The 21843-nt window shown below is 70.2% G+C and carries 25 protein-coding genes; 14 read left to right on the top strand and 11 right to left on the bottom strand.

Features of this window, described 5'->3' with window-relative positions; genetic code table 11:
• Positions 1 to 25: 25 nt before the first annotated feature.
• On the bottom strand, positions 26 to 1192 hold the full coding sequence (locus tag HQQ85_RS12440; protein WP_173182771.1) for a hypothetical protein: 1167 nt from the start codon (positions 1190 to 1192) through the stop codon (positions 26 to 28).
• Positions 1193 to 1408: 216 nt separating this feature from the next.
• Here HQQ85_RS12440 and HQQ85_RS12445 point away from each other — a divergent pair, with 216 nt between their 5' ends.
• Together HQQ85_RS12445 and HQQ85_RS12450 are read left to right on the top strand one after the other, a co-directional pair.
• Positions 1409 to 1789, top strand: a complete 381-nt coding sequence (locus HQQ85_RS12445) for a hypothetical protein (protein WP_173182772.1) — start codon at positions 1409 to 1411, stop codon at positions 1787 to 1789.
• 95 nt (positions 1790 to 1884) lie between these two features.
• On the top strand, positions 1885 to 2118 hold the full coding sequence (locus HQQ85_RS12450) for a hypothetical protein (RefSeq protein ID WP_173182773.1): 234 nt from the start codon (positions 1885 to 1887) through the stop codon (positions 2116 to 2118).
• Between the two features lie 26 nt (positions 2119 to 2144).
• Here the strand turns inward: HQQ85_RS12450 and HQQ85_RS12455 are convergent, their stop codons facing one another.
• The 3 genes from HQQ85_RS12455 to HQQ85_RS12465 form a co-directional block, all read right to left on the bottom strand.
• Entirely contained in the window at positions 2145 to 2348 is a 204-nt protein-coding gene (locus HQQ85_RS12455; RefSeq protein WP_173182774.1) for a hypothetical protein, read from the bottom strand.
• Positions 2345 to 2917, bottom strand: a complete 573-nt coding sequence (locus HQQ85_RS12460) for a hypothetical protein (protein WP_173182775.1) — start codon at positions 2915 to 2917, stop codon at positions 2345 to 2347. The genes HQQ85_RS12455 and HQQ85_RS12460 overlap by 4 nt, the downstream gene beginning before the upstream one ends.
• A gap of 85 nt (positions 2918 to 3002) precedes the next feature.
• Entirely contained in the window at positions 3003 to 3182 is a 180-nt protein-coding gene (locus tag HQQ85_RS12465) for a hypothetical protein (RefSeq protein WP_173182776.1), read from the bottom strand.
• Between the two features lie 70 nt (positions 3183 to 3252).
• Between HQQ85_RS12465 and HQQ85_RS12470 the strand changes: the two genes are divergently transcribed.
• A complete protein-coding gene (locus HQQ85_RS12470) occupies positions 3253 to 3399 on the top strand; it encodes a hypothetical protein (protein WP_173182777.1) in 147 nt (48 codons plus the stop codon).
• 196 nt (positions 3400 to 3595) lie between these two features.
• A complete protein-coding gene (locus tag HQQ85_RS12475) occupies positions 3596 to 4885 on the top strand; it encodes an MFS transporter (protein ID WP_173182778.1) in 1290 nt (429 codons plus the stop codon).
• On the opposite strand, the gene HQQ85_RS12480 is transcribed toward HQQ85_RS12475, so the two are convergent.
• Positions 4836 to 7508 carry a LuxR C-terminal-related transcriptional regulator gene (locus tag HQQ85_RS12480; RefSeq protein ID WP_173182779.1) on the bottom strand — a complete coding sequence of 891 codons (2673 nt, stop codon included), beginning with the start codon at positions 7506 to 7508 and terminating at the stop codon, positions 4836 to 4838. The two genes, HQQ85_RS12475 and HQQ85_RS12480, sit on opposite strands and share 50 nt — an antisense overlap.
• Positions 7509 to 7609: 101 nt before the next feature.
• Between HQQ85_RS12480 and HQQ85_RS12485 the strand changes: the two genes are divergently transcribed.
• Together HQQ85_RS12485 and HQQ85_RS12490 are read left to right on the top strand one after the other, a co-directional pair.
• Positions 7610 to 7837, top strand: coding sequence for a PLDc N-terminal domain-containing protein (locus tag HQQ85_RS12485; protein ID WP_173182780.1), 228 nt, complete (start codon positions 7610 to 7612; stop codon positions 7835 to 7837).
• A 10-nt stretch (positions 7838 to 7847) separates the two neighbouring features.
• On the top strand, positions 7848 to 8636 hold the full coding sequence (locus tag HQQ85_RS12490) for a hypothetical protein (RefSeq protein ID WP_371741875.1): 789 nt from the start codon (positions 7848 to 7850) through the stop codon (positions 8634 to 8636).
• A gap of 132 nt (positions 8637 to 8768) precedes the next feature.
• On the opposite strand, the gene HQQ85_RS12495 is transcribed toward HQQ85_RS12490, so the two are convergent.
• From HQQ85_RS12495 to HQQ85_RS12505, 3 genes are read right to left on the bottom strand one after another with little or no spacing between them, the layout of a single operon-like run.
• Complete coding sequence (locus HQQ85_RS12495) at positions 8769 to 9071, bottom strand: transcriptional regulator (protein WP_173182781.1); 303 nt, start codon at positions 9069 to 9071, stop codon at positions 8769 to 8771.
• Positions 9068 to 9499: a chemotaxis protein CheY gene (locus tag HQQ85_RS12500; RefSeq protein ID WP_173182782.1), complete on the bottom strand. Its 432-nt coding sequence runs from the start codon at positions 9497 to 9499 to the stop codon at positions 9068 to 9070. Before HQQ85_RS12500 ends, HQQ85_RS12495 begins: the two co-directional genes overlap by 4 nt.
• Positions 9500 to 9558: 59 nt before the next feature.
• Complete coding sequence (locus HQQ85_RS12505) at positions 9559 to 9861, bottom strand: hypothetical protein (RefSeq protein ID WP_173182783.1); 303 nt, start codon at positions 9859 to 9861, stop codon at positions 9559 to 9561.
• A 249-nt stretch (positions 9862 to 10110) separates the two neighbouring features.
• On the opposite strand from HQQ85_RS12505, the gene HQQ85_RS12510 reads away from it, so the two are divergent.
• From HQQ85_RS12510 to HQQ85_RS12545, 8 genes are all read left to right on the top strand, one after another.
• A complete protein-coding gene (locus HQQ85_RS12510) occupies positions 10111 to 11238 on the top strand; it encodes an ABC transporter substrate-binding protein (protein ID WP_173182784.1) in 1128 nt (375 codons plus the stop codon).
• The gene (locus HQQ85_RS12515) at positions 11235 to 12035 is read left to right on the top strand and encodes an ABC transporter ATP-binding protein (RefSeq protein ID WP_216851633.1); all 801 of its coding nucleotides are present in this window, start codon (positions 11235 to 11237) and stop codon (positions 12033 to 12035) included. Before HQQ85_RS12510 ends, HQQ85_RS12515 begins: the two co-directional genes overlap by 4 nt.
• Positions 12036 to 12096: 61 nt before the next feature.
• Positions 12097 to 12945 carry an ABC transporter permease gene (locus HQQ85_RS12520; protein WP_173182785.1) on the top strand — a complete coding sequence of 283 codons (849 nt, stop codon included), beginning with the start codon at positions 12097 to 12099 and terminating at the stop codon, positions 12943 to 12945.
• Between the two features lie 42 nt (positions 12946 to 12987).
• On the top strand, positions 12988 to 14322 hold the full coding sequence (locus HQQ85_RS12525) for an NtaA/DmoA family FMN-dependent monooxygenase (RefSeq protein ID WP_173182786.1): 1335 nt from the start codon (positions 12988 to 12990) through the stop codon (positions 14320 to 14322).
• Positions 14319 to 15761, top strand: a complete 1443-nt coding sequence (locus HQQ85_RS12530; RefSeq protein ID WP_173182787.1) for an MFS transporter — start codon at positions 14319 to 14321, stop codon at positions 15759 to 15761. The genes HQQ85_RS12525 and HQQ85_RS12530 overlap by 4 nt, the downstream gene beginning before the upstream one ends.
• Before the next feature lie 28 nt (positions 15762 to 15789).
• The gene (locus HQQ85_RS12535; protein ID WP_173182788.1) at positions 15790 to 16611 is read left to right on the top strand and encodes a GntR family transcriptional regulator; all 822 of its coding nucleotides are present in this window, start codon (positions 15790 to 15792) and stop codon (positions 16609 to 16611) included.
• Positions 16612 to 16807: 196 nt separating this feature from the next.
• Positions 16808 to 17323 (top strand): flavin reductase family protein, encoded by a 516-nt coding sequence (locus HQQ85_RS12540; protein WP_371741876.1) that lies wholly within the window; start codon positions 16808 to 16810, stop codon positions 17321 to 17323.
• 212 nt (positions 17324 to 17535) lie between these two features.
• On the top strand, positions 17536 to 18639 hold the full coding sequence (locus HQQ85_RS12545; protein WP_371741877.1) for a Fic family protein: 1104 nt from the start codon (positions 17536 to 17538) through the stop codon (positions 18637 to 18639).
• A gap of 86 nt (positions 18640 to 18725) precedes the next feature.
• Here the strand turns inward: HQQ85_RS12545 and HQQ85_RS12550 are convergent, their stop codons facing one another.
• The 3 genes from HQQ85_RS12550 to HQQ85_RS12560 form a co-directional block, all read right to left on the bottom strand.
• Positions 18726 to 19601 (bottom strand): hypothetical protein, encoded by an 876-nt coding sequence (locus HQQ85_RS12550; RefSeq protein ID WP_173182791.1) that lies wholly within the window; start codon positions 19599 to 19601, stop codon positions 18726 to 18728.
• Between the two features lie 96 nt (positions 19602 to 19697).
• On the bottom strand, positions 19698 to 20366 hold the full coding sequence (locus tag HQQ85_RS12555; RefSeq protein WP_173182792.1) for a response regulator transcription factor: 669 nt from the start codon (positions 20364 to 20366) through the stop codon (positions 19698 to 19700).
• Positions 20363 to 21766, bottom strand: a complete 1404-nt coding sequence (locus HQQ85_RS12560; RefSeq protein WP_173182793.1) for a sensor histidine kinase — start codon at positions 21764 to 21766, stop codon at positions 20363 to 20365. Before HQQ85_RS12560 ends, HQQ85_RS12555 begins: the two co-directional genes overlap by 4 nt.
• Positions 21767 to 21843 lie beyond the last annotated feature (77 nt).

Genomic DNA, 21843 nt, shown 5'->3' on the forward strand with positions numbered 1-21843 from the left:
TGACGGGGCTTCTCGGGGAAGGCGATCAGCTGAGTCGTGCCTTCCGACGCGCCACCAGCAGCACGACTCCGGCGAGCGCCAGAGCGCCGCCAAGGCCGAGTGCGTTCAGTTCCAGACCGGTCTCGGCGAGCTTGTCGCCACCGCTGGCTGCCGGCTTGGCAGGGGTTACCGGAGTCGGAGCGGGTGCCGGTGCGGCGGCCAGAGTGAACTGGACGGGGTCGGAGACGTCGGACCGCACCGTGATCAGTGAACCGTCCTCGGAGAGCTCGACGAGCACGGCGACGGCGGTGTAGTCCTCCGAGTCGAGCGCGAGCGTCACGGTCCAGGTTCCGTCGCTGCCGACGAGGATCGGGTCCTCCGGATCGGCGGGTACCTCCTGAGCGAGCGTCTGCGGCTGGTTCACGAGAGCGGTCGGTACGACGGCGAGCACGACGTTCTCACCCGGGGTGCCGGTGCCCGCGAAGGTGACATCAGGGCCCGTGAGAGCCTGTCCTGCTGTCGGCGCCAGGATCACAGGGGCGGGAAGGAGCGTCGGAGGCAGCTTGAAGCTGACGGTCTGCTCACCCCGGCCGGCGCCGCCGGTGACCTGGTTGACGGTGACGGTCTGGTCGATCTCGTCGTCCTCGGTGTAGGTACCGGTGGTCGACCATACGCCGTCGGTGACGACGGCCGCTTCCGTACCGGGAATGCGGTTGCCGGCCTCGTCGAGAACGTTGACCGTCGAACCGTCGGTTCCCGTCCCCCCGAACACCACGGTGCGCGCGAGCACCGTCTGGCCCTCTGCAGGAGTCAGCACGGCGAAGTTGTACGACGGCGGGAGTATGAACGACACCGTCTCCTCGCCCGCGCCGGAGCCTCCGGTCACCTGATTGATCTTCACGGTCTGCGAGACGTCAGCGGACTCCTCGTAGATACCGGTGGTCTCCCACGTGCCGTCGACGACGACCGCGGCTTCCGTTCCCGGCACGCGGTCGCCCTCGTCATCGAGGACGTTGACCGTCGATCCGTCCGAACCGGTACCGGAGAAGAGCACGGTACGGGACGTCAGGACAGCGTCCGGCGTCGGGCTCGTGACCGTCAGGGTGTCTTCTGCAGCGTGTGCTGCGCCGGTGCTCAGCAGTGCTCCACTGAGTGCCAGGGTGACGACGGCCGGCACTGCCAGGACCTTCCGCCACATCATCATGTCCTTCATTGCGTCCTTGTCTGTGATTCGACGGACGAAAGCCGTGCACACCAGGTATCGATGCGGCCCCCACCCCCATTTCCGCAACGGTAACAGATCGACTCCTGCACGAAAGAGCCCGAGCCGCAATGCGAGATGAGGGAGGAAGTTAGCGCTGACTAGCACTTCCTGTGTCTTCGTTCAATCCTCGACCGACGCCCGGAGATGAGACGTACAGTTCCATGCATGCGCAACGATGCTCTGATCCGCCATACACCCCTGAACACCAGCTGGGTTGAGCCGGTCATACTTGCGGGCGTCACTACGCCGGCCCTCGCCGCATCGGGGCTATCCACGCCCACTGTCGATATTGCAGCCGCCATCATCTCCGACGGCGTGCTGGTCACTGTTGAATTCCAGGACTTCCACGGGCAACGGGTGCTGCTCGGGTACACCCTGTCGGGCCTCCTTCCTTCGGACGGTCACTTCGTCAAGATCTTTCAAGCGGATTCGTCCGAGACCGGCATTCGGATAACCGGGAACGTCTTCAGCATCTTTCGCGTGACCGCTGAGGTGGACGGTCAGGAGATCCGCGCGGAGGTGCCCGCGCCCGGTCAAACCCGCTGACGTCAGCGATCGGACCTAGCCAATAAACGTCAAGAATGAGGCGGCCATGATCAGGATTCTTCCGCGAGACCATCGATGGCTGAAAGCATGGTCTCGTGACAAATCGAGTGGAACTCGACCTGACCTCGGACGACCGTGCCAGGTACTCGGTCCTGGTCGGAGCGCTCGAAGAACAGGCTGAACGGTTCGACGATGCCGCGGCCAACGCTGCTAACGCGAATCCGGACGGCTCCAATACAGCCAATACCGCGGTGCAAAGGTGGTTCAGCACCAGGGCTGAGATCGCTCGAGCACTGATCGGCGAAATCAATAGCCAGTACACCAGCTGATCGGTCTGATCAGGAACAACCTCGCCTCACGGCATTCTTCTATACCGCCGCCAGGCCACCACGAAGCAGATGACGAAGATGAGCAGCCATCCGGTCAGGAACAGCCACCCACCGAGGACCTCCGGCGCATCCAACGCTGCTACGACGAAGAGGCCGCTGGTTCCGAACCCGAGAAGCGCGACGACAAGGAGGGCGGCATAGCGCGCCTTCTTCGCCTCGCTGTCGGTCACTTGGGCGTCCTTCTGAAGACATTGACGGCCAGGAGAAGAAAATAGACCCCTGCGAGGAGGCAGAGGATTCCCAGAGGGCCCGCGGGCATCAGGCGCAGCTGTCTCCAAAAGGGCAGTGCGATGAGCATCCAGGTTCCTCCGGCGATCGCAATCACGCCGAACAGAATCAAGCCGCCGCCCGACTCGCGGTAGGCGCCGTTGCGAATGGGAGCGACGCGGTCCAGCCAGTCTCGTTCACTACCGACCCCGGGCAAGGTGCGTGGCTTCGCCGTGTCGTTGGTGCCACGGCGTGCGACCTCCCGGCGGAAGAGTCGGATGGCGATTACTCCGAGGGTGGCTGACACAGCCGCAGCGATCACCGCGAAGAACCACCGGATCGAGGAGCCCCCGCTGAGGGCAGCGACGATCGATCCCGTCGCGATCAGCCCGAACACGACCGCCGGACCGATGAACGACCGCCATGCGCCGTCACGGTTGTACTTCGCGTTCTCCCCCATGGGCCCGACGATACTGCGGCCGGGTACCTCGTGATGCTCCAGGGACTGGGAAATAGTGACGGTGCTGGTCACTGATGATGCCCCGAGACCCTGGTATGTGAACCGGGAATGTCGATCAGCTCCCAATTCACGATTGAGCTGACTGGTAGCTGTCCGTTTAGCCGGCCGTCCGCTGTCCAGGGTCCGCGACAGCACAGCCGTGTATGTAATTCTCCAGGAACTCGCGGATGACATCAGTGAGCGTGCGGCCCTCGTCGGCAGCCTTCGCCTGCGCGGCCCGATAGAGCTCGTCGGTGATCCGGAAGCCGCGAATGGGTGTCTTGGGCTGATTCGGCATGCTTCATGATCGCACGGAGAGTGTGAGCATCCCTCTTGTTCGGTGTTGTAACACCGAGTAGGATCGCACCATGACAGCTCAGCAGATCGAGCGCCTAGTGGGGATCCCCGAGGCGCTCGAGATCGAGGGTGGTCTTATTGCCGCGGCACGAGGCGAAGACCTTGACGACATGGTGATCACCTTCCTCCAGGAGTACCTGACGGGACACGCGGCATGAGTCGCCAGCCCGCCTTGAGGTACAGCGGTCGACTCCGACGGTGCCGCAACTGCGGTATTCGAGTGCGGCGAGAGGAGATGGTCTACAACTTCCTCGCCTGCTCGGACGACTGCGCCGATGACCTGTGGATTCGCACCTCTGATCAGCGCAGTGAGGAGTACGACTCAGTCGAGCCCGAACCGATAGCCTGTCGGGAGTGAGCGGCAGGAGCGACAAGCAGCAGATCGCCCTCTTTGCCCTCGTCAACCTCGTGCTGCTCGGGTCGCTCACGGCGCCCGTGATCACCGGGCTGCCGCTGCGCATCGCGGGGCTGGTGGGCGAGGATCAGCGCACCGAGACCCTCGCGTTCGTGACCGTGTGCGGGGCCATCGCCTCGCTGGTCGCCAACCCCGTGTTCGGGTTCCTGTCCGATCGCACGCGGGGCCGGTGGGGGCGGCGGCGGCCGTGGCTGCTGGCCGGGGTGGCCGGCGGGTGGGTCGCGTCGCTGATGGTCGTGAATGCGCAGTCCGTCGCCGGGCTCACGTTGGCGTGGGTGCTCGCGCAGACGGCGTACAACGCCTCGCTCGCAGCGGTGGCCGCTCTGCTCGGCGACCAGGTGCGCGAGCGCAGCCGTGCGATGGCGTCCGGCGTGTTCGGGGCGGCCGCCTTCCTCGGCACGCTCCCGCCCCTGGTGCTGGCGGGCGTCCTGCCGGGGCGCATCGACATCGTCGTGCTGGCCATGCCCACCGCCGCGGTGGCGGTGGTGCTGGTGGCCTGCCTGCTGCTGCGCGACCCGCCGCTCGGCGAGACGGCCGGGCAAGGCCGAGTCCGCCTGCGCCCGGCGATGCCCTCGCGCGCCGAGCTCCGTGCCGCCCGCCCTTTCGCGCTGGTGACGCTGCAGCGGCTCCTCATGCACCTCGCGTTCGGGCTGGCGACGTCGTTCACCCTCTTCTTCGTCAGCGACCGGATGCGCCTCAGCCCCGAAGCGGCCGGCCCCGTCGTGGCGCTGGTCACGCTCGCGGGAGGCTCGGCCATCGTCGTCTCGGCCCTCGTCACCGGGTCCCTCGCCGGGAAGCGGGGTGCGTACCGCATCTGGATCGTGGCCGCCGCCATCGGCCTCGCCGTCGCCGCCGCACTTCGCGCGGTGAGCTCCGAGGTGCCCCCGCTCGTCGCCGGCGCGGTGATCGGCGGGCTGGCGCTCGGGGCCTACTACGCGGTCGACCTCGCACTGGCGCTGCGCACCATCCCGGCCGAGAAGCACGGGGCCTACCTCGGTGTCTTCAACACCGCCGAGACGCTGCCGTCCACGGTCTCACCCGCGATCGCCACGGCGCTCCTGCTCGTGGGCGGCTCCGACCCGGTCTCCGGACGCTCCGACGACTACCTCGCGCTGTACCTCGTGGCCGCGGTCGTCGCCCTGACCGCCCTGTTGCCGCTGCCCGCCCTCAGAGGCGTGCTCACTCGTCGCCCGGTGCCGGTCGAGACGTCCATTCCGTCGCATTCGTGATGCCGAGCACGGTCAGACGGGTCACGGCCTCGGCCCGGCTGCCGACCTCGAGCTTGCGGTAGAGCGAGCGCAGCTGCGACTTCACGGTGTTCGGCGACACCGACAGCTGGGCGGCGATCTCGGTCAGAGGCGCGCCCGAGCCGAGGCGCTGGGCCACCTCCAGCTCGCGCGGCGTCAAACGGATGTCCGACTGCGCCCCCTCGATGAACGCATGCCCGAGCACCGCACTCACCGTCGCGGCCAGGTCCGGGGCATCGGCACGGCGCAGCACGGAGGCCAGCTCGGCGAGAGCCGGACGCGGAACGAACGCGAGCGCCAGCTGCTGGCGCCGATCGGCGGCGAACGCGAGTGCCGAACGGGCGGCCCGCACGGTCTGCTCGTCGTCACCCGCCTGCGCCAGCGCGGCCGTGGCGAGCAGAAGCGACTCGGCGCGGCTCCGGCTCGAACCACCCGATCCGGTCTCCGGGCCGAGGAGTGCCAGGGCCTCGTCCGGCAGGCCGCGGGCGAGGCCGATGCGCGCGCGACTGACCGTCAGTCGCGGATCGGCGACCGCCGAGCCCCGGCCCGATCCCGAGTGCGCCGGGCCCAGCGCCCGGGCTGCGGCGGGAGCGTCCTCGTTCGCCAGGTGCGCCAGCACGAAGGTGTGGCGCAGGCGGTCGGTCGAGAACGCCGAGGCGTTGCGGCGCCGGTGCTGCGCGCGCACGGTGCTCTGCAGCCGGTGCAGCGCCTCGCCCGCGTTGCCCCGCAGCAGCTCGATGACGGTGTCCAGATGGGCCAGCAGGCTCCAGTGCTCGATCGTCTCGCGGTGCGGGTCGAGGATGCGCACCCGCCCGTCCGCCTCGTCGAGATCGAACGACTCCAGCGCGATGAAGGCCCGGGCGATCTGGTAGAAGCTGCCCGAGTAGCCGTCGAGCCAGCCTTCCGGCCAGTCCCGCTGCGACGCCTCGTCGACCGTGGTCGCGGCCTCGGGCAGATCGCCCGCGATGGCGTGCACCCCGGCCGTCATGCCCAGGGCCAGGATGCCCGCGGTGAGACCCCGGGTGTCGCTCACCGCCGTCGAGCGGGCGAACGAGTCGAGGGCGAGCTCGGTGCGTCCGTTGTAGAAGAAGGTGGTGCCGGCCTGGTTCCAGAGCGAGGGCTCGTTCGGCCCCAGCAGCTCGTGATCGTCGGCGGACATGGATCGGAGGGTGTCGTAGCAGCGGTCGGCCGCGACGAGGGCCTGGGGCATCCGGCCGCTCACCCGCAGGGCGGCAGCCTGCACCCCGGCCAGGAGCGCGCGATCGGGCGGACTCGCACTCGAGGCCTGACGGCTCGCGCCGTAGCTCGCGAGAGCGAAGAACTCGAGCGCACGCAACCGGTTCGATCGACGGGCGTTGTAGATGATGGCGAGCATCATCGTCACCAGCGGCAGCTTGCGCAGGGTCAGCACCGAGACGTGCGCGAAGAGCTCGCGCACCTGGCTGCCGTGGTTGCGCAGCAGCACGTGCCAGCCTTCGCGCACGATCGCGGTGGCGAGCGCCCAGTCCTCCTGCTCGCGAGCACGCACGAGAGCGCGGTGGAAGTAGCCGTTCCCGGCCTCCCAGCGGGCGGTCGCCAGCTCGAGAGCGCGCACCTCGCGGGGGTGCTCGGCGCGCAGCAGCCGTTCGAACGCCTCGCGCATCAAGGGCGAATAGCGGAAGCGCGCACCCGTGGCCGGGGAGCCGGTGCGCAGGCCGAGGCCCTCGCGCTCGGCTCGGTCGAGCATCCGCTCGGCTTCGTCGGCGTTCTCGCCCGACAGCGTGGTCGCCAGCTCGACGGTGAGCTCATCGGCCACCGAGGTGCGGGCCAGGAAGGTGACCAGTCGCGACTCCCACTGCTCGGTGGCGATGCGGCGGGCGAGCAGGTCGGCGAAGGCGTTGGATGCGCGGCCGCGGTTGCGCGCGGGAGCGGTCGTGGCGGCCGGGGTCGCGGTCGCGGCTGCGGTCACGGCGGTCGCGGGCGGCTGCGCCAGCGCGCGGGCGATCAGCGGGGAGCCGCCCGACGCCACGACCTCGTCGAGGGTCGCCTCGTCGGCCTGCGCGCCGAGGATGCTCCGCGCCTCGTCACGGGTGAGGGCGAGCTCGTCGACGCCGAGCACCAGCGCGTCGAGCGTCACGGCGAGTCCCGGCTCGGTGAGGGCGGTGCTGCTGCGGGCCGTCGCCCGGAGGCGGAGGGTCGGCAGCTCGTGCAGCTGGGCGATCAGGCCCTCGGCGGCGGGCGGGGTCAGCCGGTCGACGTCGTCGACGACCAGCACGCACTCGCCGGCGTCGCGGAGCGCTCGCCGCAGGAGCTCCCAGGGGTCGGTGCCCGCGCTGACCGCCTCGCCGAGGTGCCGGAGCGGTCCGTCGGCGGGGGAGAGGCCCGAGGCGATCAGCTCGTCGGCCAGGTGCTGCACGAAGGCCCGCCCGTCGACGTCGCGGTCGCGCACGCGCACCCAGAGGCCGGTCGCCGCCGTGTCGCGCGCCCACTCCGCGAGGGCCACCGTCTTGCCGAGCCCGGCGGGGGCGAGCAGGGTGACGGCGGCGGTCGCGCTCTCGAGCGGCTCGCTCAGTCGGGGGCGACGGAGCGAGTCGACGGGTGTGCGCGGCACTCCCCACAACGCCATACGAGCTCCCTGGTCGGTAGCAGAAGTCTAGGGGTGGTGCCGCCGGTGCCTGTTCCCGCAGGACGCTCGTGTTCTGGCCGGACGTGTCCCAGGATGGGGGGATGGTCTCTGATCTCAACGGCGGGCACGTGGTGCTCCTCATCCTCGGCCTCGCGGCCTTCATCCTCTTCATCGCCGCGCTGGTGAGCATCGTCAAGGCGGCGCGGGCGTCGACGGCCGAGAAGGTGATCTGGGTGCTGGTGGTGCTGATCCTGCCGCTGCTGGGGTCGATCGTGTGGTTCGTCGTCGGCAAGCGCTTCGCCACGGCGGGCGACCCGCCGCGAGTCTGAGGTCTGGCTGGTGGACGGGCTCTTCCCTCCGGCGCCGTCACGGGTGCCCGATGTCGAGGACCGGTTCGTCGGTGGGCGGCCGCGTGACGAGCTGTGGGTCGCCGAGTACCTGCCGCACTGGACGGTGCCCTCGAGGTCGGCGGCGCGGGTCGCGGCGGCGGGAGCATCCGGAATTCGCCTGCTGATCGAGGAGGATCAGCTCGACTGGCGCGAGGAGGATGCGCCGCTGCGCGTGTCGAACCTGCAGACGGCGGTGTTCTCGGGGCCGGTGGGGTCGGCGCGGGGGACGCATCGGCATCGGCCCGGGCTGCGGGTTCGCACGGCGGTGCCGACGCGGCTGCTGTGGGCGCCGTCGTCGGGGCGGGTCGACGTGACCGTCAGCGCGAGCGTGGATGAGGGGTGCATGCTCGCGGTGTGGCTCGTGGGGGTCGAGGAGGGGTCGGCGCGCGACTGCGGGGAGATCTGCGTGTTCGAGATCGACGCGTCGGCGGTGGGTGCCGGTTCGGTGGTCGCTCGATGCGGGCTCAAGGCGCACGGGGACGATCGGCTCGCGACCGAGATGCGCTCGGTGACGGTGCCGGTGGATGCGGCCCAGGCCCACACGTGGTCGGTGGAGTGGGGGCCGGCGGGCACCGTGATCGGGTGCGAGGGGCGGGTGGTGTTCTGGTCTTCGGCGGCGCCGGCGTATCCGCTGCAGCTGATGGTCGATCTCTTCGAGATCGGGCCGCGGTCGGGGGCCTCGGCGTATCCGAAGTCGGCGGTGGTGCACGCGGTGCGGGGGTGGAGCGGCCCGCTCTGAGGGCTTCTCGGGGCCTGGGCGGGATGTGCGGGGGAGCCGTGAAATGGGGATCACCCGGCGCCCCCGCACCGCTTCAGTCTTGCTCGCCGTGCGGGTGAGGGCTGCGGCGGGGGTCTGTTTTCACCCCTGGCTTCATCCCGCGATGGCGCGGAGGGCGTCGAGGTGGGCGCGCCAGGCGGCGCGGCCCGCGCGGGTGAGGGTGAGGGAGGTGCGGGGCATCTTGCCGGCGAAGGACTTGCCGATAGTGAGGTAGCCGGCCGCCTCGAGGGCGGAGGCCTGCTTGCTGAGGGCGGAATCGGTGATCTCGACGGCATCCCTCACCTCTTTGAAGCCGAGGGTGCCGGCGCGGTCGAGCGCGGCCACGATCGAGAAGCGCACCGGGTTGGTGAAGACGTCGTCGAGGCGGTGGCGGGGGTGCTGTTCGGTCGAGGTCATGCCCGGGCCTCGCGGGCGGCGCAGACGATGCTCACGACGAGCACGAGGCCCGAGGCGGCGGCGGCCAGCGGCACCGAGCCATGGGCCCAGATGACCACCGCGAGCGCGGCGGCGTAGCTGACGAACCAGGCGGCGATGGAGGCGGTCCAGCGGCGTCCGCGGGAGAAGGCCGAGCGGCCGCGGATCGAGAACATGAAGAAGATCAGCAGCGCGAAGACGACCGTGAGGGTGGCGAAGTAGGCCAGGCCGAAGGTGTCGCCGGTGGTGACGGCCATGGCGAAGGTGCCCAGCGACGTCGCCACGCCGAGGGCGAGGATGAACGTGATGTACGGCCAGCGGGTGGCGTTGTGGGCGTCGCGGCTGAGGGTCTCGGCGCGGTGCAGGAGTTCGCGGGCCTCGTGCGGGGTGACGGTGGGGGTGGTGTCCATGGGTGGGCTCCTTGTCTCGTGGGTTCAGTATGGCAAGTACTTTCCACCTTGGCAAGTAGTCAGTCGCCGCCTCCGCCACCTCCTCCGTCGCCGCCTCCGCCACCTCCTCCGTCGCCGCCGCCTCCGCTGTCGCCCCCTCCGCTGTCGCCGCCGCCGCCGTCGGACCAGCCGTCACCGCCGGTGCTGTGGTCATGGCCGTGGTCGTGGCCGTGACCAGGGGCGCTGCCCGAGTCGCCGTAGACGACCATGGAGCCTCCGCCGTCGTCACCGCGCCCTCGACCGCGGGCCGTCTGCACCACGACCAGCACGACGACTATGAGGATGGCGATGGCGACGAGTGCACCCACGACGATGTTGTCCATGCCTCGACGCTACGCCCTGCCCGCGCGTCGCCCACTCGGCGGAACCCCGAAAACGGGCCAGGACGACACGGCGTAACGCGTCGCGCATCGCACCGACCGCCCGGAATCGCGGGCTGCGAGGCTCCGTGGCCACGGCGTAACGTCGGGTGACCGACCGCGCAACACCCCCGCTGTCCGCCGCGGATAGCGTCCTCTCCATCGACATGACCCCTCGAGCCGGGTGGTCATCCACGGAGGAACGGGGCAAACATGAGTGGTCTCACGAAGGGTCTGAGGGCCGGTGTCGCAGCCGTCGGCGTGATCGCGGCTGCGGTCGCACTGGCCGGATGCGCGAACGGGGCGAGTGCGTCGGATGACGCCGCGGCGGCCGGCGCCGACTGCGCGGAGACGACGCCCGCGCACCTGGTGATCGGCACCGCCGACCTGGACGTGTCGTACATCCCCTACGGCATCCTCGCGAACGAGCTGGGCTACTTCGCCGAGGAGTGCATCGACATGACGATCGACGCGGCGGCCGACGGCCTGCTCCAGTCGCTGACGAGCGGGCAGGCCGATTTCGTGATGTCCTCGCCCTCGGAGTCGCTGTTCGCCGGCAACGGTGCGCCCATGGGTGCCGAGATGATCTACAACCTCATCCCCGACCTCAACATCAGCCTCGCGGTGCTGGACGACTCGGCCCTCACCTCGGTCGGCGACCTGAAGGGCGCCGTCATCGGCACCTGGGGTCTCGGCCCCTATGCCGACGCCTACGTCTCGCGCTCCCTCGAACTCTACGGTCTGACCCTGGACGACGTGACCATCATCGAGACCGGCTACGGCACGACGCCGATGCAGGCGCTCGACACGGGCGAGGTGGATGCGGTGCTCTACTGGCCCGGCCTCTACACCTCGTGGGAGCTCGCCGGCTACCCGACCCGCGTTCTCGAGGGCACCGAGTGGTCGTCCACCATGGACGGCATCGGCATCCTGACGACCGACACGATCGTCGCCGACGACCCCGAGCTGGTCGAGGGTGTCTCGAGGGCGATCGCCAAGTCGACCGTCTACCTCAGACGGTTCCCCGAGAGCGCCGTTCGGGCGTTCTGGGCCGGCTACCCCGAGCGGGCGCCGCTGCCCGGCGAGGACGAGACGGCCGCGCTGGAGGCCGACCTCGCCATCCTCGATTCGACGCTCGTCTCGATGGGCGTCGACGACCGGCCGGACGACACCCTCTGGGGCGATCAGACCGCCGAGCGCTGGCAGAACCAGATCGACTACTTCGTCGACACGGGCATGATCGCCCCGACCGGTGAGGTGGTGCCCGACACGTTCTTCAGCGCCGACCACATCCCCGCCGCGAACGACTTCGACCACGACGCGATCGTGGAGCAGAAGTGACCCTCGCCGAGCCGGAGCCCCGCGTCGACACCTTCGAGGGGTCGATCTCCCTCCAGGACGTGACAATGGAGTTCACGTCACGGGACCGCAACTCGCTCCTCGCCGTCGACACGACGTCGCTGACGATCCCCAGCGGGCAGTTCGTCTCGGTGCTCGGGCCCTCCGGGTGCGGCAAGTCCACGCTCCTCCGGATGATCGCCGGCCTGATGGCCCCGACCTCGGGGTCGGTCTCGATCGGCGGCGAGCCGGTGCGCGGGCCGAGCCGGAAGGTCGGCATCGCGTTCCAGACCCCGTCGCTGCTCGAGTGGTACACGGTCGCCGAGAACATCGCGCTCCCGGCACGGATGGGCCGCCATCCGGCCGCCAAGCGGTCGGTCGAGCGACGGGTCGAGGAGCTGCTCGCCACGGTGAAGCTGGCCTCGCTCGGGGGGAAGTACCCGAGCGAGCTGTCGGGCGGGATGAGGCAGCGGGTCGCGATCGCCCGCTCGCTCATCACCGACCCCGCGGTCATCCTGATGGATGAGCCCTTCGGTGCGCTCGATGCGATCACCCGGGAGCACATGCACGACGAGCTGCTGTCGATCTGGCGGGAGTCGGGGGCCACGGTGCTGTTCATCACCCACGACATCGCCGAGGCGGTGTACCTCTCCGACCGGATCGTCGTGATGTCACCGCGCCCCGGCCGGATCGTCGCCGACATCGTCAACGAGCTGCCGCGACCGCGGAACTCGTCGACCCGGGCCCTGCCCGAGTTCACCCGGCTCGCCAGCGAGCTGCGCGTGCACATCAACCACTGATGCCTCGACACCGATGCCTCACCCACCTACACCTCTACTGCTCGCGTCGAAAGGAACTGTCATGACCGAGGTCCTCCAGCCCGCCACGACGGCGCCCCGTCGTGCCTTCCCGTCGCCGCGGTCAGCCGGGCGCACGACGACATCCGCGCTCCGGCGGGCCGGGATCGCGCTGGCGTACGTGCTGGTGGCGCTCGTGCTATGGCAGATCTTCATCAGCGTCTTCGACGTCGATCCGCTCCTCGTGCCCGGACCGATCCCGGTGCTGCAGGCCCTCGCCACCCAGCTCACCTCCCCGGTGATCTGGTCGGCCGCCTGGGTGACCTTCCAGGAGGCGATCTTCGGCTTCGGTATCGGCGCGGTCGTGGGCATGGCGATCGCGATCGCGCTCGCCGAGAGCCGCACGCTCTACCGCCTGATCAACCCGTACATCGTCGCCTTCCAGGCCATCCCCAAGGTCGCCCTGACGCCGCTGTTCATCGTCTGGTTCGGCTTCGGCATCTGGTCGAAGGTGGTGCTCATCGCCACCTTCACCTTCTTCCCGGTGATGGTGAACATGTACCAGGGCCTCCGCAGCACGACCAGTGAGGAGGAGGAGCTGATGCGCGTGTCGCACGCCACCCGCTGGCAGCGCTTCCGGCACCTCCGCCTGTACCGCTCGCTGCCGTACCTGTTCGCGGCCTTCGAGGCGAGCTTCGTGCTCTGCCTCACGGGAGCGGTGCTGGCCGAACTGCTCGGGTCGGGCACGAGCGTCGGTCTCGGCACCCTCGTGCAGATGTACACCTCGACCTACAACATGGCCGGCCTGTTCGGCATCATCACCCTGCTCTCCCTCTTCGGCGTGGTCTTCGACCTCATCGTGAAGGGCACCGCCCGGGTCGTCCTGCGGTGGAACCGCACCTCCGACCACTGATCCAGCACCGACCACTGATCCAGCCCAGAACGGAACCCCCTCGTGGCCTCCAACCAGCAGCACATCAAGCTCATCTGCGATCTCTCGCTCATCCACTCGAACGCGAAGTGGCGCTACCCCGGGTCGTGGGAGAACTACCCCAAGTACGGTGACCCCGCGCTCTACCTCGACATCGCGCGGATGCTCGAGCGGGGCAAGTTCGACGGCGCCTTCTTCGCCGACGTCGCCGGCACGCCGATGGTCAACGGCTCGATGACGGACACCGTGGAGCTCGGTGTCGCCTGGCCCCGCCACGACCCGATCCCGATGGTGTCGGCCATGTCGGTCGTCACCGAGCGCCTCGGCTTCGTCACCACGATGTCGATGACCTACAACCACCCCTTCCACGCGGCCCGCATGATGGCCAGCCTCGACCACGTCACCCGCGGCCGGGTCGCCTTCAACGCCGTCGTCAGCGGGTTCCCGCAGGAGGGCCAGAACTACGGCTACGACTCCATCCCCGACCACGAGTGGCGCTACGACCGGGCGGCCGAGTTCCAGCAGGTGCTGACGAAGCTGTTCGAGTCGATCGAGCCCGACGCGATGCTCTGGGACCAGGAGACCGGCATCGTCGCGGATGCCTCGAAGGTGCACCGCATCGATCATGAGGGCGAGCACTTCAAGGTCATGGGGCCGCTGCCCGTCGCGCCCTCGCCGCAGGGGCGCCCGATGCAGGTGATGGCCGGACAGTCGGACTCGGGGATGCGCCTCGCCGCGACGTACGCCGACCTGCAGTTCGCGGGAGCCAACGGCCACGCAGGCAAGGGCAAGCACCGGGCGCGCCTGGACGAGATGTGCCGTTCGGTCGGCCGTGACCCCGACGACGTCGGCATCGTCTGGGCGGGGTCGTTCGACGTCGTGTCCGGGCCGGCCGAGGAGGACGAGATCCGGCGGAAGCTCCGCGAGCAGTACTCCGACCGCCTGCTGCACGTGTTCCTCAGCCAGTGGTGGGGCCTCGACGGGTATGAGATCGACCCCGACGCGTACGTGCACGACGTGATCGCCGAGGTGCGCGGCGCCGGGATCGCGCCGAACTGGGGCTACCTCGACATGGCCATGACCGCCACGACGCCGACCACGAGCATCCGTGACTATGCCCGCGAGTGGCTCGTCTACGGCGCCGAGTACATCGGCACGCCCGAGCAGATCGCCGACTACATGGAGGAGGCCTTCCACGCGAGCGGGGCGAACGGCGGCTTCATGATCGCGCCGCGATCGGGCGTGCCCGCGGGCATCGAGCGCTTCGTCGACGAGGTGATCCCGGTGCTGCAGCGGCGCGGGCTCTTCCGAACCGAGTACTCCGGGTCGACGCTCCGCGAGAACTTCAAGGGCCGGTGAGCGCGCGCCGGCGCGGACCCGCCCTGGTGGCGCTCTACATCGCGCTCTTCTTCGCCGTCGCGTCCAACACGATGGTGCTCACGGGGTTGCCCCAGATCATCGGCGACCTCGACGGCAGCCCCCTCCAGTACACCTGGATCGTCACGACCTCCCTGCTGGTGCTCGCACTCACGACGCCGGTGTGGGGGCGACTGTCGGAGCGGATCCCGGGGACCCGGCTGCTGATGCTCGCGCTCGGCCTGTACCTCGTGGGCTCGATCGGAGCCGGGTCGGCGCTCGACCCGTGGACGATCGTCGCGTGCCGGGTGCTGATCGGCGCCGGTGCCGGCGGCATCGTGACGCTGGTGCAGCTGATCGTGACCGACCTGACCAGTCCGAAGGAGCGACCCGCGTTCTTCGGGGCGCTCGGCTCCATCACCTCGGTCGCCGCCATCCTCGCGCCGGCGCTCGGCGGGGTGATCGTCGACCTCGGCGGCTGGCGGTGGGTGTTCTGGTCGACCGCACCGGTCGCGCTGATCGCTCTGGTGATGGTCTGGCGGTTCGCCCCGTCCGTCGTGCCGCAGTACTCGGGCCGGGGCCGCTTCGACGTGGCCGGCACCGTCACCATCGCGGCGACGGTGACGGCGGCCATGGTCGCGCTCTCCCTGCTGCAGCGGATGCCCGTGCTGGCGCTCGCCGTCGGGGTGCTGTCACTCGTGCTGCTGGGCCTGGCGGTCTACATCGAGCACCGGGCGGCTCAACCGCTCGTGCCCGGGGCCCTGGTGCGGAACCGTCACCTCCTGCTCGTGCTCATCGCGTCGGGTGTGGGCGGTGTGGCGGCGTTCGGAACGTCGGTCTACCTCGCGATGTACTTCCAGACGGTCCGCGGGGCGACCGCCGGGGAGTCCGGGCTCCTGCTGATCCCGCTGTCCGTCGCCACGCTCGTCGCGTCGCTGCTCGCCGGATACGTCGTGACCCGCACGGGTCGTGATCGAGCGGTGCTCGTCGCGGGCATGTCCAGCATCGTCGTCGGGTACGGGATGCTCGCCTTCCTCGGCAGCGAGACCCCGCTGCTCTTCGTGGTGATCGCCGGCGCCGCCGTGAGCCTCGGGGTGGGGGCGGTCGGCCAGCAGCTGGTGGCGACCGGGCAGCGGTTCCTGCGGGGGGACCAGCTCGCCGTGGGGTCGTCGCTGATCCTGTTCCTGCGGAGCCTCGCCACGGTGCTCTGCCTGTCGGGCTTCGGGGCGCTGCTGGCGTTCGTCGCGTCGGGGTCGGCCGCCTCTCCGGCGGTGCTGGACGGCGTGCGTCTCGTGTTCATCGCCTGCCTCGCCGTGGGAGCCGTCGGCTTCGCCGCAGTGCTGGCGCTGCCGTCCAGACGCCACGACAGACCGGCCGGGGAAGACCTGACCCCGCCCCGAAATGAGCCCGAAACGGCGGTGTGGTCAACTACTACCGAGTGACTACTCGGTTCTCACGGCGAGGGATTCGATGACACGAGCGAATGCAGGGCGACTGAGGGCGGTCGACGACGAGGCGGTGGCGGCGCTGCTCAGCGAGCGGCTGCGCAAAGGCCATGCCCTGCAGCAGTCACCGCGACGTGTCTACTCCCTGCTCCGCTCGGCCATCCGCACCGGAGAGCTGCCGGCGCACACCCGCCTGGAGGAAGCCGATCTCGTCGTCGAGCTGAAGACCAGCCGCAACGCCGTCCGCCTCGCCCTGCAGCAGCTCGACGCCGACGGCCTCGTCGACCGCCGGCCGGGCCTCGGCACGGTCGTCGTCTCGCAGATCCAGTCCTTCCCCGTCTTCGAGTGCGTCGGCCCCGCGATCGGGGTGACCGGTGCACTGCTCCTGCTCGAGAACCAGCGCATCCCGCCGACGCCCTATCTCTCGTCGCGCATCGGCGGTGGATCGGAGCCGCTGCACATGTCGGAGTTCCTCGTGCGGGTCGGCGGTCAGACCGTCGGGGTGTTCTCCCGCTACGGGCATGAGCGCGCCGAGGCGCTCGAGCAGGACCGCCCCTTCCTGAAGCCCGGCGACCTGAGCTGGTACCGGCGCATCCATGGGTCGGCGCCGGGGGACATCCGGGTCGTCATCGAGGCGACGGGGGCGGATGCCCGCACGGCACGTCTCCTCGGCGTCGAGGAGGGCTCGCCGCTCCTCGTGCGCGAGACGCTCTACTTCGACCAGAACCACGACCCCGTCGAGCTGCACTCCACCTACCTCGACAGCCGCCGGGCATCCCTTCTCGCCGTCGTGACCGACGGGGAGCTCCAGCACGACGCCGTGGCGCAGGTGATTCCACCTCGCTGATCCGACGGTGGCGCGGCACGGCGTAACCGCGTGCCGCAGTGACCAGAAGTGCTGGTGAGGTTGCTGTTCTCTCCGCATGCCGGGCGTCGGCGCATCGGCGCAACGGTGTGGAAACGGCGACCTAACGCCGTCGAAACCGCGGCCGTGTTCACTGGTGACGTGCCCCCGACCGGCGGGCGGCACAGAGGAGGAACTCGTGCGGACCATCAGCCTGGGCGACCGGCTCGACATCGAAACGGCCTTCGCGGACTTCCCGTCCGGCGTGGCCGCGCTGACCGCGATGGTCGACGGCGCCCCGACGGGGATGGTCTCGACCTCCTTCACCGTCGGCATCTCCTTCGAGCCCCCGCAGGTGCTCTTCTCGGTGCAGAAGAGTTCGCGCACCTGGCCCGTGCTGCGCCGGGCCGAGCGCATCGGCGTCTCGGTGCTCGCTCGAGGGCACGAGGCTGCCTGCCTGCAGCTGGCCTCGAGGTCGCGCGACCGCTTCGCCGGCCTCGACGTGACCGAGGGGGAGGGCGGTGCCCTCTTCGTGGGCGGGTCGGCGCTGCGGCTCGAGTGCCGCATCAGCGCCGAGCACGACACGGGCGACCACGTCCTCGTCGTCCTCGACGTCGACCGCCTCGACGCCACCGCCGACACCGAACCCCTCGTCTACCACCGCCGCGGCTTCCGCGAGCTCCTCGCCACCACCCCGCACCGCGACGTCGCCTGAACGGCCAACCCCGCCCTGCCTGTCCGCTTGAACCGATGGTTGGATGGGATCATACCAACACTTTCTACTAGAAGTGTTGGTAAGGTTCTGCCATGCCAAAGGTTAGCATGCCGATCCCGGCTGTCGGCCGCGAGGAGCGTCATTGGGCACCGAGCCGTCCCGACCTGTACACGAAGCCTGAGGTCGCCCGGCAGACGGGCGCTTACGAGTCGGTGGTCACGCCGGCCATCCGCGAGTGGGCTCCACAGCTCGACGCCGAGACCGTCGCCGACGTGGAGGAGGCGTCCCTCGCGCTCAAAGGCTTCGACCTGCACTCGCTGGGGCTGTTCGGTGCCGGCGATCCGGCGCTGGCGCCGATGTCGGCCATCCTGCTGCGCACCGAATCAGCCTCCAGCAGTCAGATCGAGAATCTCACGACGTCGGCGAAGCAGCTCGCGCTGGCGGAGATCGACGAGGGCAAGAAGCAGAACGCACTCACCGTCGTGGGCAACGTGCGGGCGATGGAAGCGGCCCTCCGGCTGTCGGACGATCTCGGCGTGACGAGCATCCTGGCGATGCATGCCGAACTGCTGAGCCGGCAGCCGGGCCTCGAGCATGAAGCCGGACGATTTCGGCGCGAGCTGGTCTGGATCGGCAATCGCGACAATGCCGGGCCGCGGGGTGCTGCGTTCATCGCCCCGCAACCCGACCTCGTGCCGGCTGCCGTCGCCGATGTCGTCGCGTTCGCCGATCGTGTCGATCTGCCGGCGCTCGTCCAGATCGCCGTCGCGCACGCGCAGTTCGAGACGATCCACCCCTTCGTCGACGGCAACGGGCGCACCGGGAGGGCGATCGCGCAGGCCATGCTTCGAGACAAGGGGCTGGCGACGCACACGACCGTGCCTCTCTCGGCGGGACTCCTCATCGATACGGACTCGTACTTCTCCGCTCTGACCGCCTACCGAGCGGGAGATGCCGGACCGATCGTGCACCGGTTCTGCGATGCGGCCCGATACGCGGCTGTCACCGGCCGGGAGCTGGTCGACGCTTTGGCAGGCGAGCTCGAACGCTCGAAAGAGGCGCTCGCCGGCGTGCGCTCGCATTCGGCGGCGTGGAAGATCCTGCCCCGCCTGATCGACCAGCCCGTCGTGAACACGCGCTTCCTGGTGGCGGCGATGGGCATGAGCGACGTGTCGGTGATGCGTGCGCTCGATGTGCTCACCCGGCGGGGAGTGCTGGTGGAACGCACCGGCAACTCGCGCAACCGCGTATGGGAGCAGCGCGGCATCCTGAGCGTGCTCGACGCCTACGCCGACAACGTGCGGCGAGGGCACTGACCAGTGGGGGGCGAGGGTCGGCCGGCGCAAACGACGGTGGCCCGACCGCGCAGGGAGCGCGGCCGGGCCACCGGAGGAGAAAGGCGTCAGCCGATCGGGGTGGGGTTGGTCGGGTCGGGCGGGACGGGCAGCGAACCCTTGATCTGGTTCTGCGCCTGGCACTGGCTGGTGCAGTTGGTGGCGCCCTGCGAGAGCTCGACCGCATCCTCGCCGAGCACTCCGCCGAGGCGGCCGCCCGAGGTCACGAGCCACTTGGTGACCGTGCCGCTCTGGAAGGTCTTCGTGGCGACCTGGGGGCTGTCCTTGCCGAGCAGCATCTGGTGGAAGCCGGTGGCGCTCTGGGCGGGGGTGACGGCGTCGACGCCGTTGCCGAAGTTGATCTTGCCCGTGTACTGGTTCACGAAGTAGAACAGGCCAGGGCCGAGGGTGTGCACGAGCTCGACCGGCTGGGCGAACTCGGGCTCCATCTGGAAGATGCCGCCCTGGGCGCCGTCCTTCGCCTGGATCTTGAACTTGCCGGCCGCGGCCGTGAAGATCACGACGAGGGTGTCGTCCTTCACCTCGAGCTGCTTGATCTTCACGGTGCCGATCTGGGCGGGCGTGAGGGTCGGCACCTTCGACGCGAAGACGACGGTGGGCTGGGTGACCATTCGCAGAGCATCCGGAGCACCTGTCAGCGTGTAGTCGTAGACGCCGAGGGTCTTGGTGTCGATGCGGAAGGTGTTGTTCAGGCCGCGCACGGTGACGCTGCCGGATGCCGCCAGATCCTGCAGCTTGACGTCCTTGCCGGGGGCCGGGTTGTAGGTGGTGCCGTTGACGGTGACGGCGTAGTCGCCGCCTCCGGCCGAGGGCTTGGCCGAGGCGGGAGCGGCCGCGGCGAACGCGCCGGTGAGCGCGGCGGCGGCGATGGCGGTGGCGGCGAGGGCCGCCCGGGAGGCTCGGCGGATGCGGTGCGTGTTCATCGCTGGTCCTTCGGTCGAGAGCGAGAGAGGTGACGGCGGGTGCCGTCTGCCTTCAGCCTCGGTGACGGCCGCGTCCCCGTCGATACGACGTAGGTACTAGTACCCGTTCTCGCGCGCCCAGAGCGCCGCGCTGACGCGGTCGCCGACGCCGAGCCGGCGGAAGATGCTGCCCACGTGCACCTTCACCGTGCGCTCGGCGATACCCAGCTCGTGCGCGATCTGCTTGTTCGCGAGGCCCCGGGCGAGCAGGGTCAGCACCTCGGCCTCCCGGCCGCGGATGGGCTGCGGATCATCGGCGTGGAAGTCGGCGTCGGCATCGGCGTCGGCCGGGCGGGCGGCTGCGGTGCCCGCCTCGGGCAGCAGGGCATGCGTCACGCGCGGGTCGATCGGGCGATGTCCCCGCGCGGCGGCCTGCACGGCGGCGGCGATCTCGGCCGGCTCCGCATCCTTCACCACGTAGCCGGTGGCGCCGGCCGCGAGGGCCGCCCGCAGGTCGTCGCCGGTGTGCGACGAGGTCAAGATGACGACGGCGAGTTCAGGATGCTCGCGCCGCACCACGCCCGTGGCCTCGATGCCGCCCGTGCCGGGCATCGACAGGTCCATCAGCAGCACGTCGGGGCGGGTGCGCGCGATCAGCGCGAGGGCGTCCCCGCCGTCGGAGGCCTCGCCCACGACGACGATCCCGCCCGCCTCCTCGAGCAGGGCGACGAGGCCTGCGCGCACGAGCGGGTGGTCGTCGATCAGGGCGACGCCGACCGGCCTCACGCGGCGCCTCCCCGGGCGGGCGGTGGGCCGGGCAGTTCGAGCCGCCAGCTCGTGCCCGCTCCGCGCGCCGTGGCGACCGAGAGGCCGGCCCCGGCGCTCTGCACGGCGTCGACGAGGAGGGGGATGCCCACATGGCCCGAGGCGGGGGAGTGCAGGACCCCGGGGTCGAAGCCGCGCCCGTCGTCGCGGATCTCGACCACGACGGACTCGGCGCGGGAGCGGCCGCGGGAGGACGTCAGCTCGACCGTCGCCTCGGTGGCCCGCGCGTGCTTCACCACGTTCGCCAGCACCTCGCGCACGACGCGGAAGACGAGCCGCGCCTCGTCGGGGTCGAGTGGGCGGTGCGGCCCCTCGACGATCCGCACCTCGACGCCCCGCCCGCGCACCGCGGTGGCGAGGTCGTCGAGCGCCGGGCGGATACCGGCGGCCGTGAGGCTCGGCGGGTAGAGGTCGACGAGCAGGGTGCGGAGGCCTCCGAGGTTCGCCCGGAGCGTCGCCGTGGCGTCGTCGAGACGGGCGGCGAGGGCCGCGTCGCCGGTCGCGCGAGCGGAGGAGGCGGCCGAGCGGAGGGCCAGGATGCTCGCGGTGAGGTCTTGGATGGCGCCATCGTGCAGGCGGCCGGCGATGCGCATCCGCTCGGTCGCCGAGGCGTCGACGGCCTGCAGCAGCATCGCCTCGCGCTCGGACTGGGCGCGCCGCACCAGCACGAACAGGCGGCGGCCGACGGGGGCGAGCAGCACGATGAGGGCGATGACGCTGCCGGCGGAGAGCAGCGAGAAGGCGGTCCAGAGCTCGCTGGTGCGCGCGGAGACGCGGTCGTAGGGGAAGTACGCCTCGAACAGCAGCTTCTCGCCGTCGGCCGCGGTCACCGAATGGTAGGCCTCGAGCAGGGTGCCGCGGCCGCGCTCGAAGCGGTTCTCGGGGGCGCTCAGGTCGGAGACCTCCGAGTCGACCCCGCCGTCGGTGAGCACCTCGAGCTCCTCCTCGTCGAGGCCGAAGCTCTCGCCGATCAGGCGCGGTTCGTCGGAGTAGAGGATCGTGCCGTCGGCGTCCCAGATCTTCACCCGCACCACGTCGTCGCCGATCACCCGGGCGCGGATCAGCTCGTCGAACGCCCGCCGCTCGGCCTCGTCGCTGAGGAGGCCCGCGCCGAGTGCCGGCTCCACCACCACGTCGGCGAGCAGCTCGGCCGAGCGGGCGGCGTCGTTCACCGCCTCGTCCTCGGCGAGCCGCCGGGCCACGAGCACGCCGACGGCGACGACGACGAACACCACCAGTGCAGCGGCCGCGACGAGCCGCACGACGAGCGCGCGCCGGGTCGGCGCCGCCCCGCGCGGCCGGCCCCCCGCAGCCGGTTCCGTGAGCGTCACCCACGGCGCCGCCGTCTGCTCCGCCCCCATCGTTCCAGTATGCGCGGGTGCCGCCGACATCGGCATCCGGCCCGACCTCTTGACGAGGGCGGGTTGTTAGTGTTTGA

This window comes from Herbiconiux sp. VKM Ac-2851 (assembly GCF_013205105.1).
Lineage (GTDB): Bacteria > Actinomycetota > Actinomycetes > Actinomycetales > Microbacteriaceae > Herbiconiux > Herbiconiux flava.

Coding starts and splice junctions, on each gene's coding strand:
- HQQ85_RS12440 (WP_173182771.1), bottom strand. CDS start 1,192: ATGAAGGACATGATGATGTGGCGGAAGGTCCTGGCAGTGCCGGCCGTC.
- HQQ85_RS12445 (WP_173182772.1), top strand. CDS start 1,409: ATGCGCAACGATGCTCTGATCCGCCATACACCCCTGAACACCAGCTGG.
- HQQ85_RS12465 (WP_173182776.1), bottom strand. CDS start 3,182: ATGCCGAATCAGCCCAAGACACCCATTCGCGGCTTCCGGATCACCGAC.
- HQQ85_RS12470 (WP_173182777.1), top strand. CDS start 3,253: ATGACAGCTCAGCAGATCGAGCGCCTAGTGGGGATCCCCGAGGCGCTC.
- HQQ85_RS12480 (WP_173182779.1), bottom strand. CDS start 7,508: ATGGCGTTGTGGGGAGTGCCGCGCACACCCGTCGACTCGCTCCGTCGC.
- HQQ85_RS12485 (WP_173182780.1), top strand. CDS start 7,610: ATGGTCTCTGATCTCAACGGCGGGCACGTGGTGCTCCTCATCCTCGGC.
- HQQ85_RS12495 (WP_173182781.1), bottom strand. CDS start 9,071: ATGACCTCGACCGAACAGCACCCCCGCCACCGCCTCGACGACGTCTTC.
- HQQ85_RS12500 (WP_173182782.1), bottom strand. CDS start 9,499: ATGGACACCACCCCCACCGTCACCCCGCACGAGGCCCGCGAACTCCTG.
- HQQ85_RS12505 (WP_173182783.1), bottom strand. CDS start 9,861: ATGGACAACATCGTCGTGGGTGCACTCGTCGCCATCGCCATCCTCATA.
- HQQ85_RS12510 (WP_173182784.1), top strand. CDS start 10,111: ATGAGTGGTCTCACGAAGGGTCTGAGGGCCGGTGTCGCAGCCGTCGGC.
- HQQ85_RS12520 (WP_173182785.1), top strand. CDS start 12,097: ATGACCGAGGTCCTCCAGCCCGCCACGACGGCGCCCCGTCGTGCCTTC.
- HQQ85_RS12535 (WP_173182788.1), top strand. CDS start 15,790: ATGACACGAGCGAATGCAGGGCGACTGAGGGCGGTCGACGACGAGGCG.
- HQQ85_RS12550 (WP_173182791.1), bottom strand. CDS start 19,601: ATGAACACGCACCGCATCCGCCGAGCCTCCCGGGCGGCCCTCGCCGCC.
- HQQ85_RS12560 (WP_173182793.1), bottom strand. CDS start 21,766: ATGGGGGCGGAGCAGACGGCGGCGCCGTGGGTGACGCTCACGGAACCG.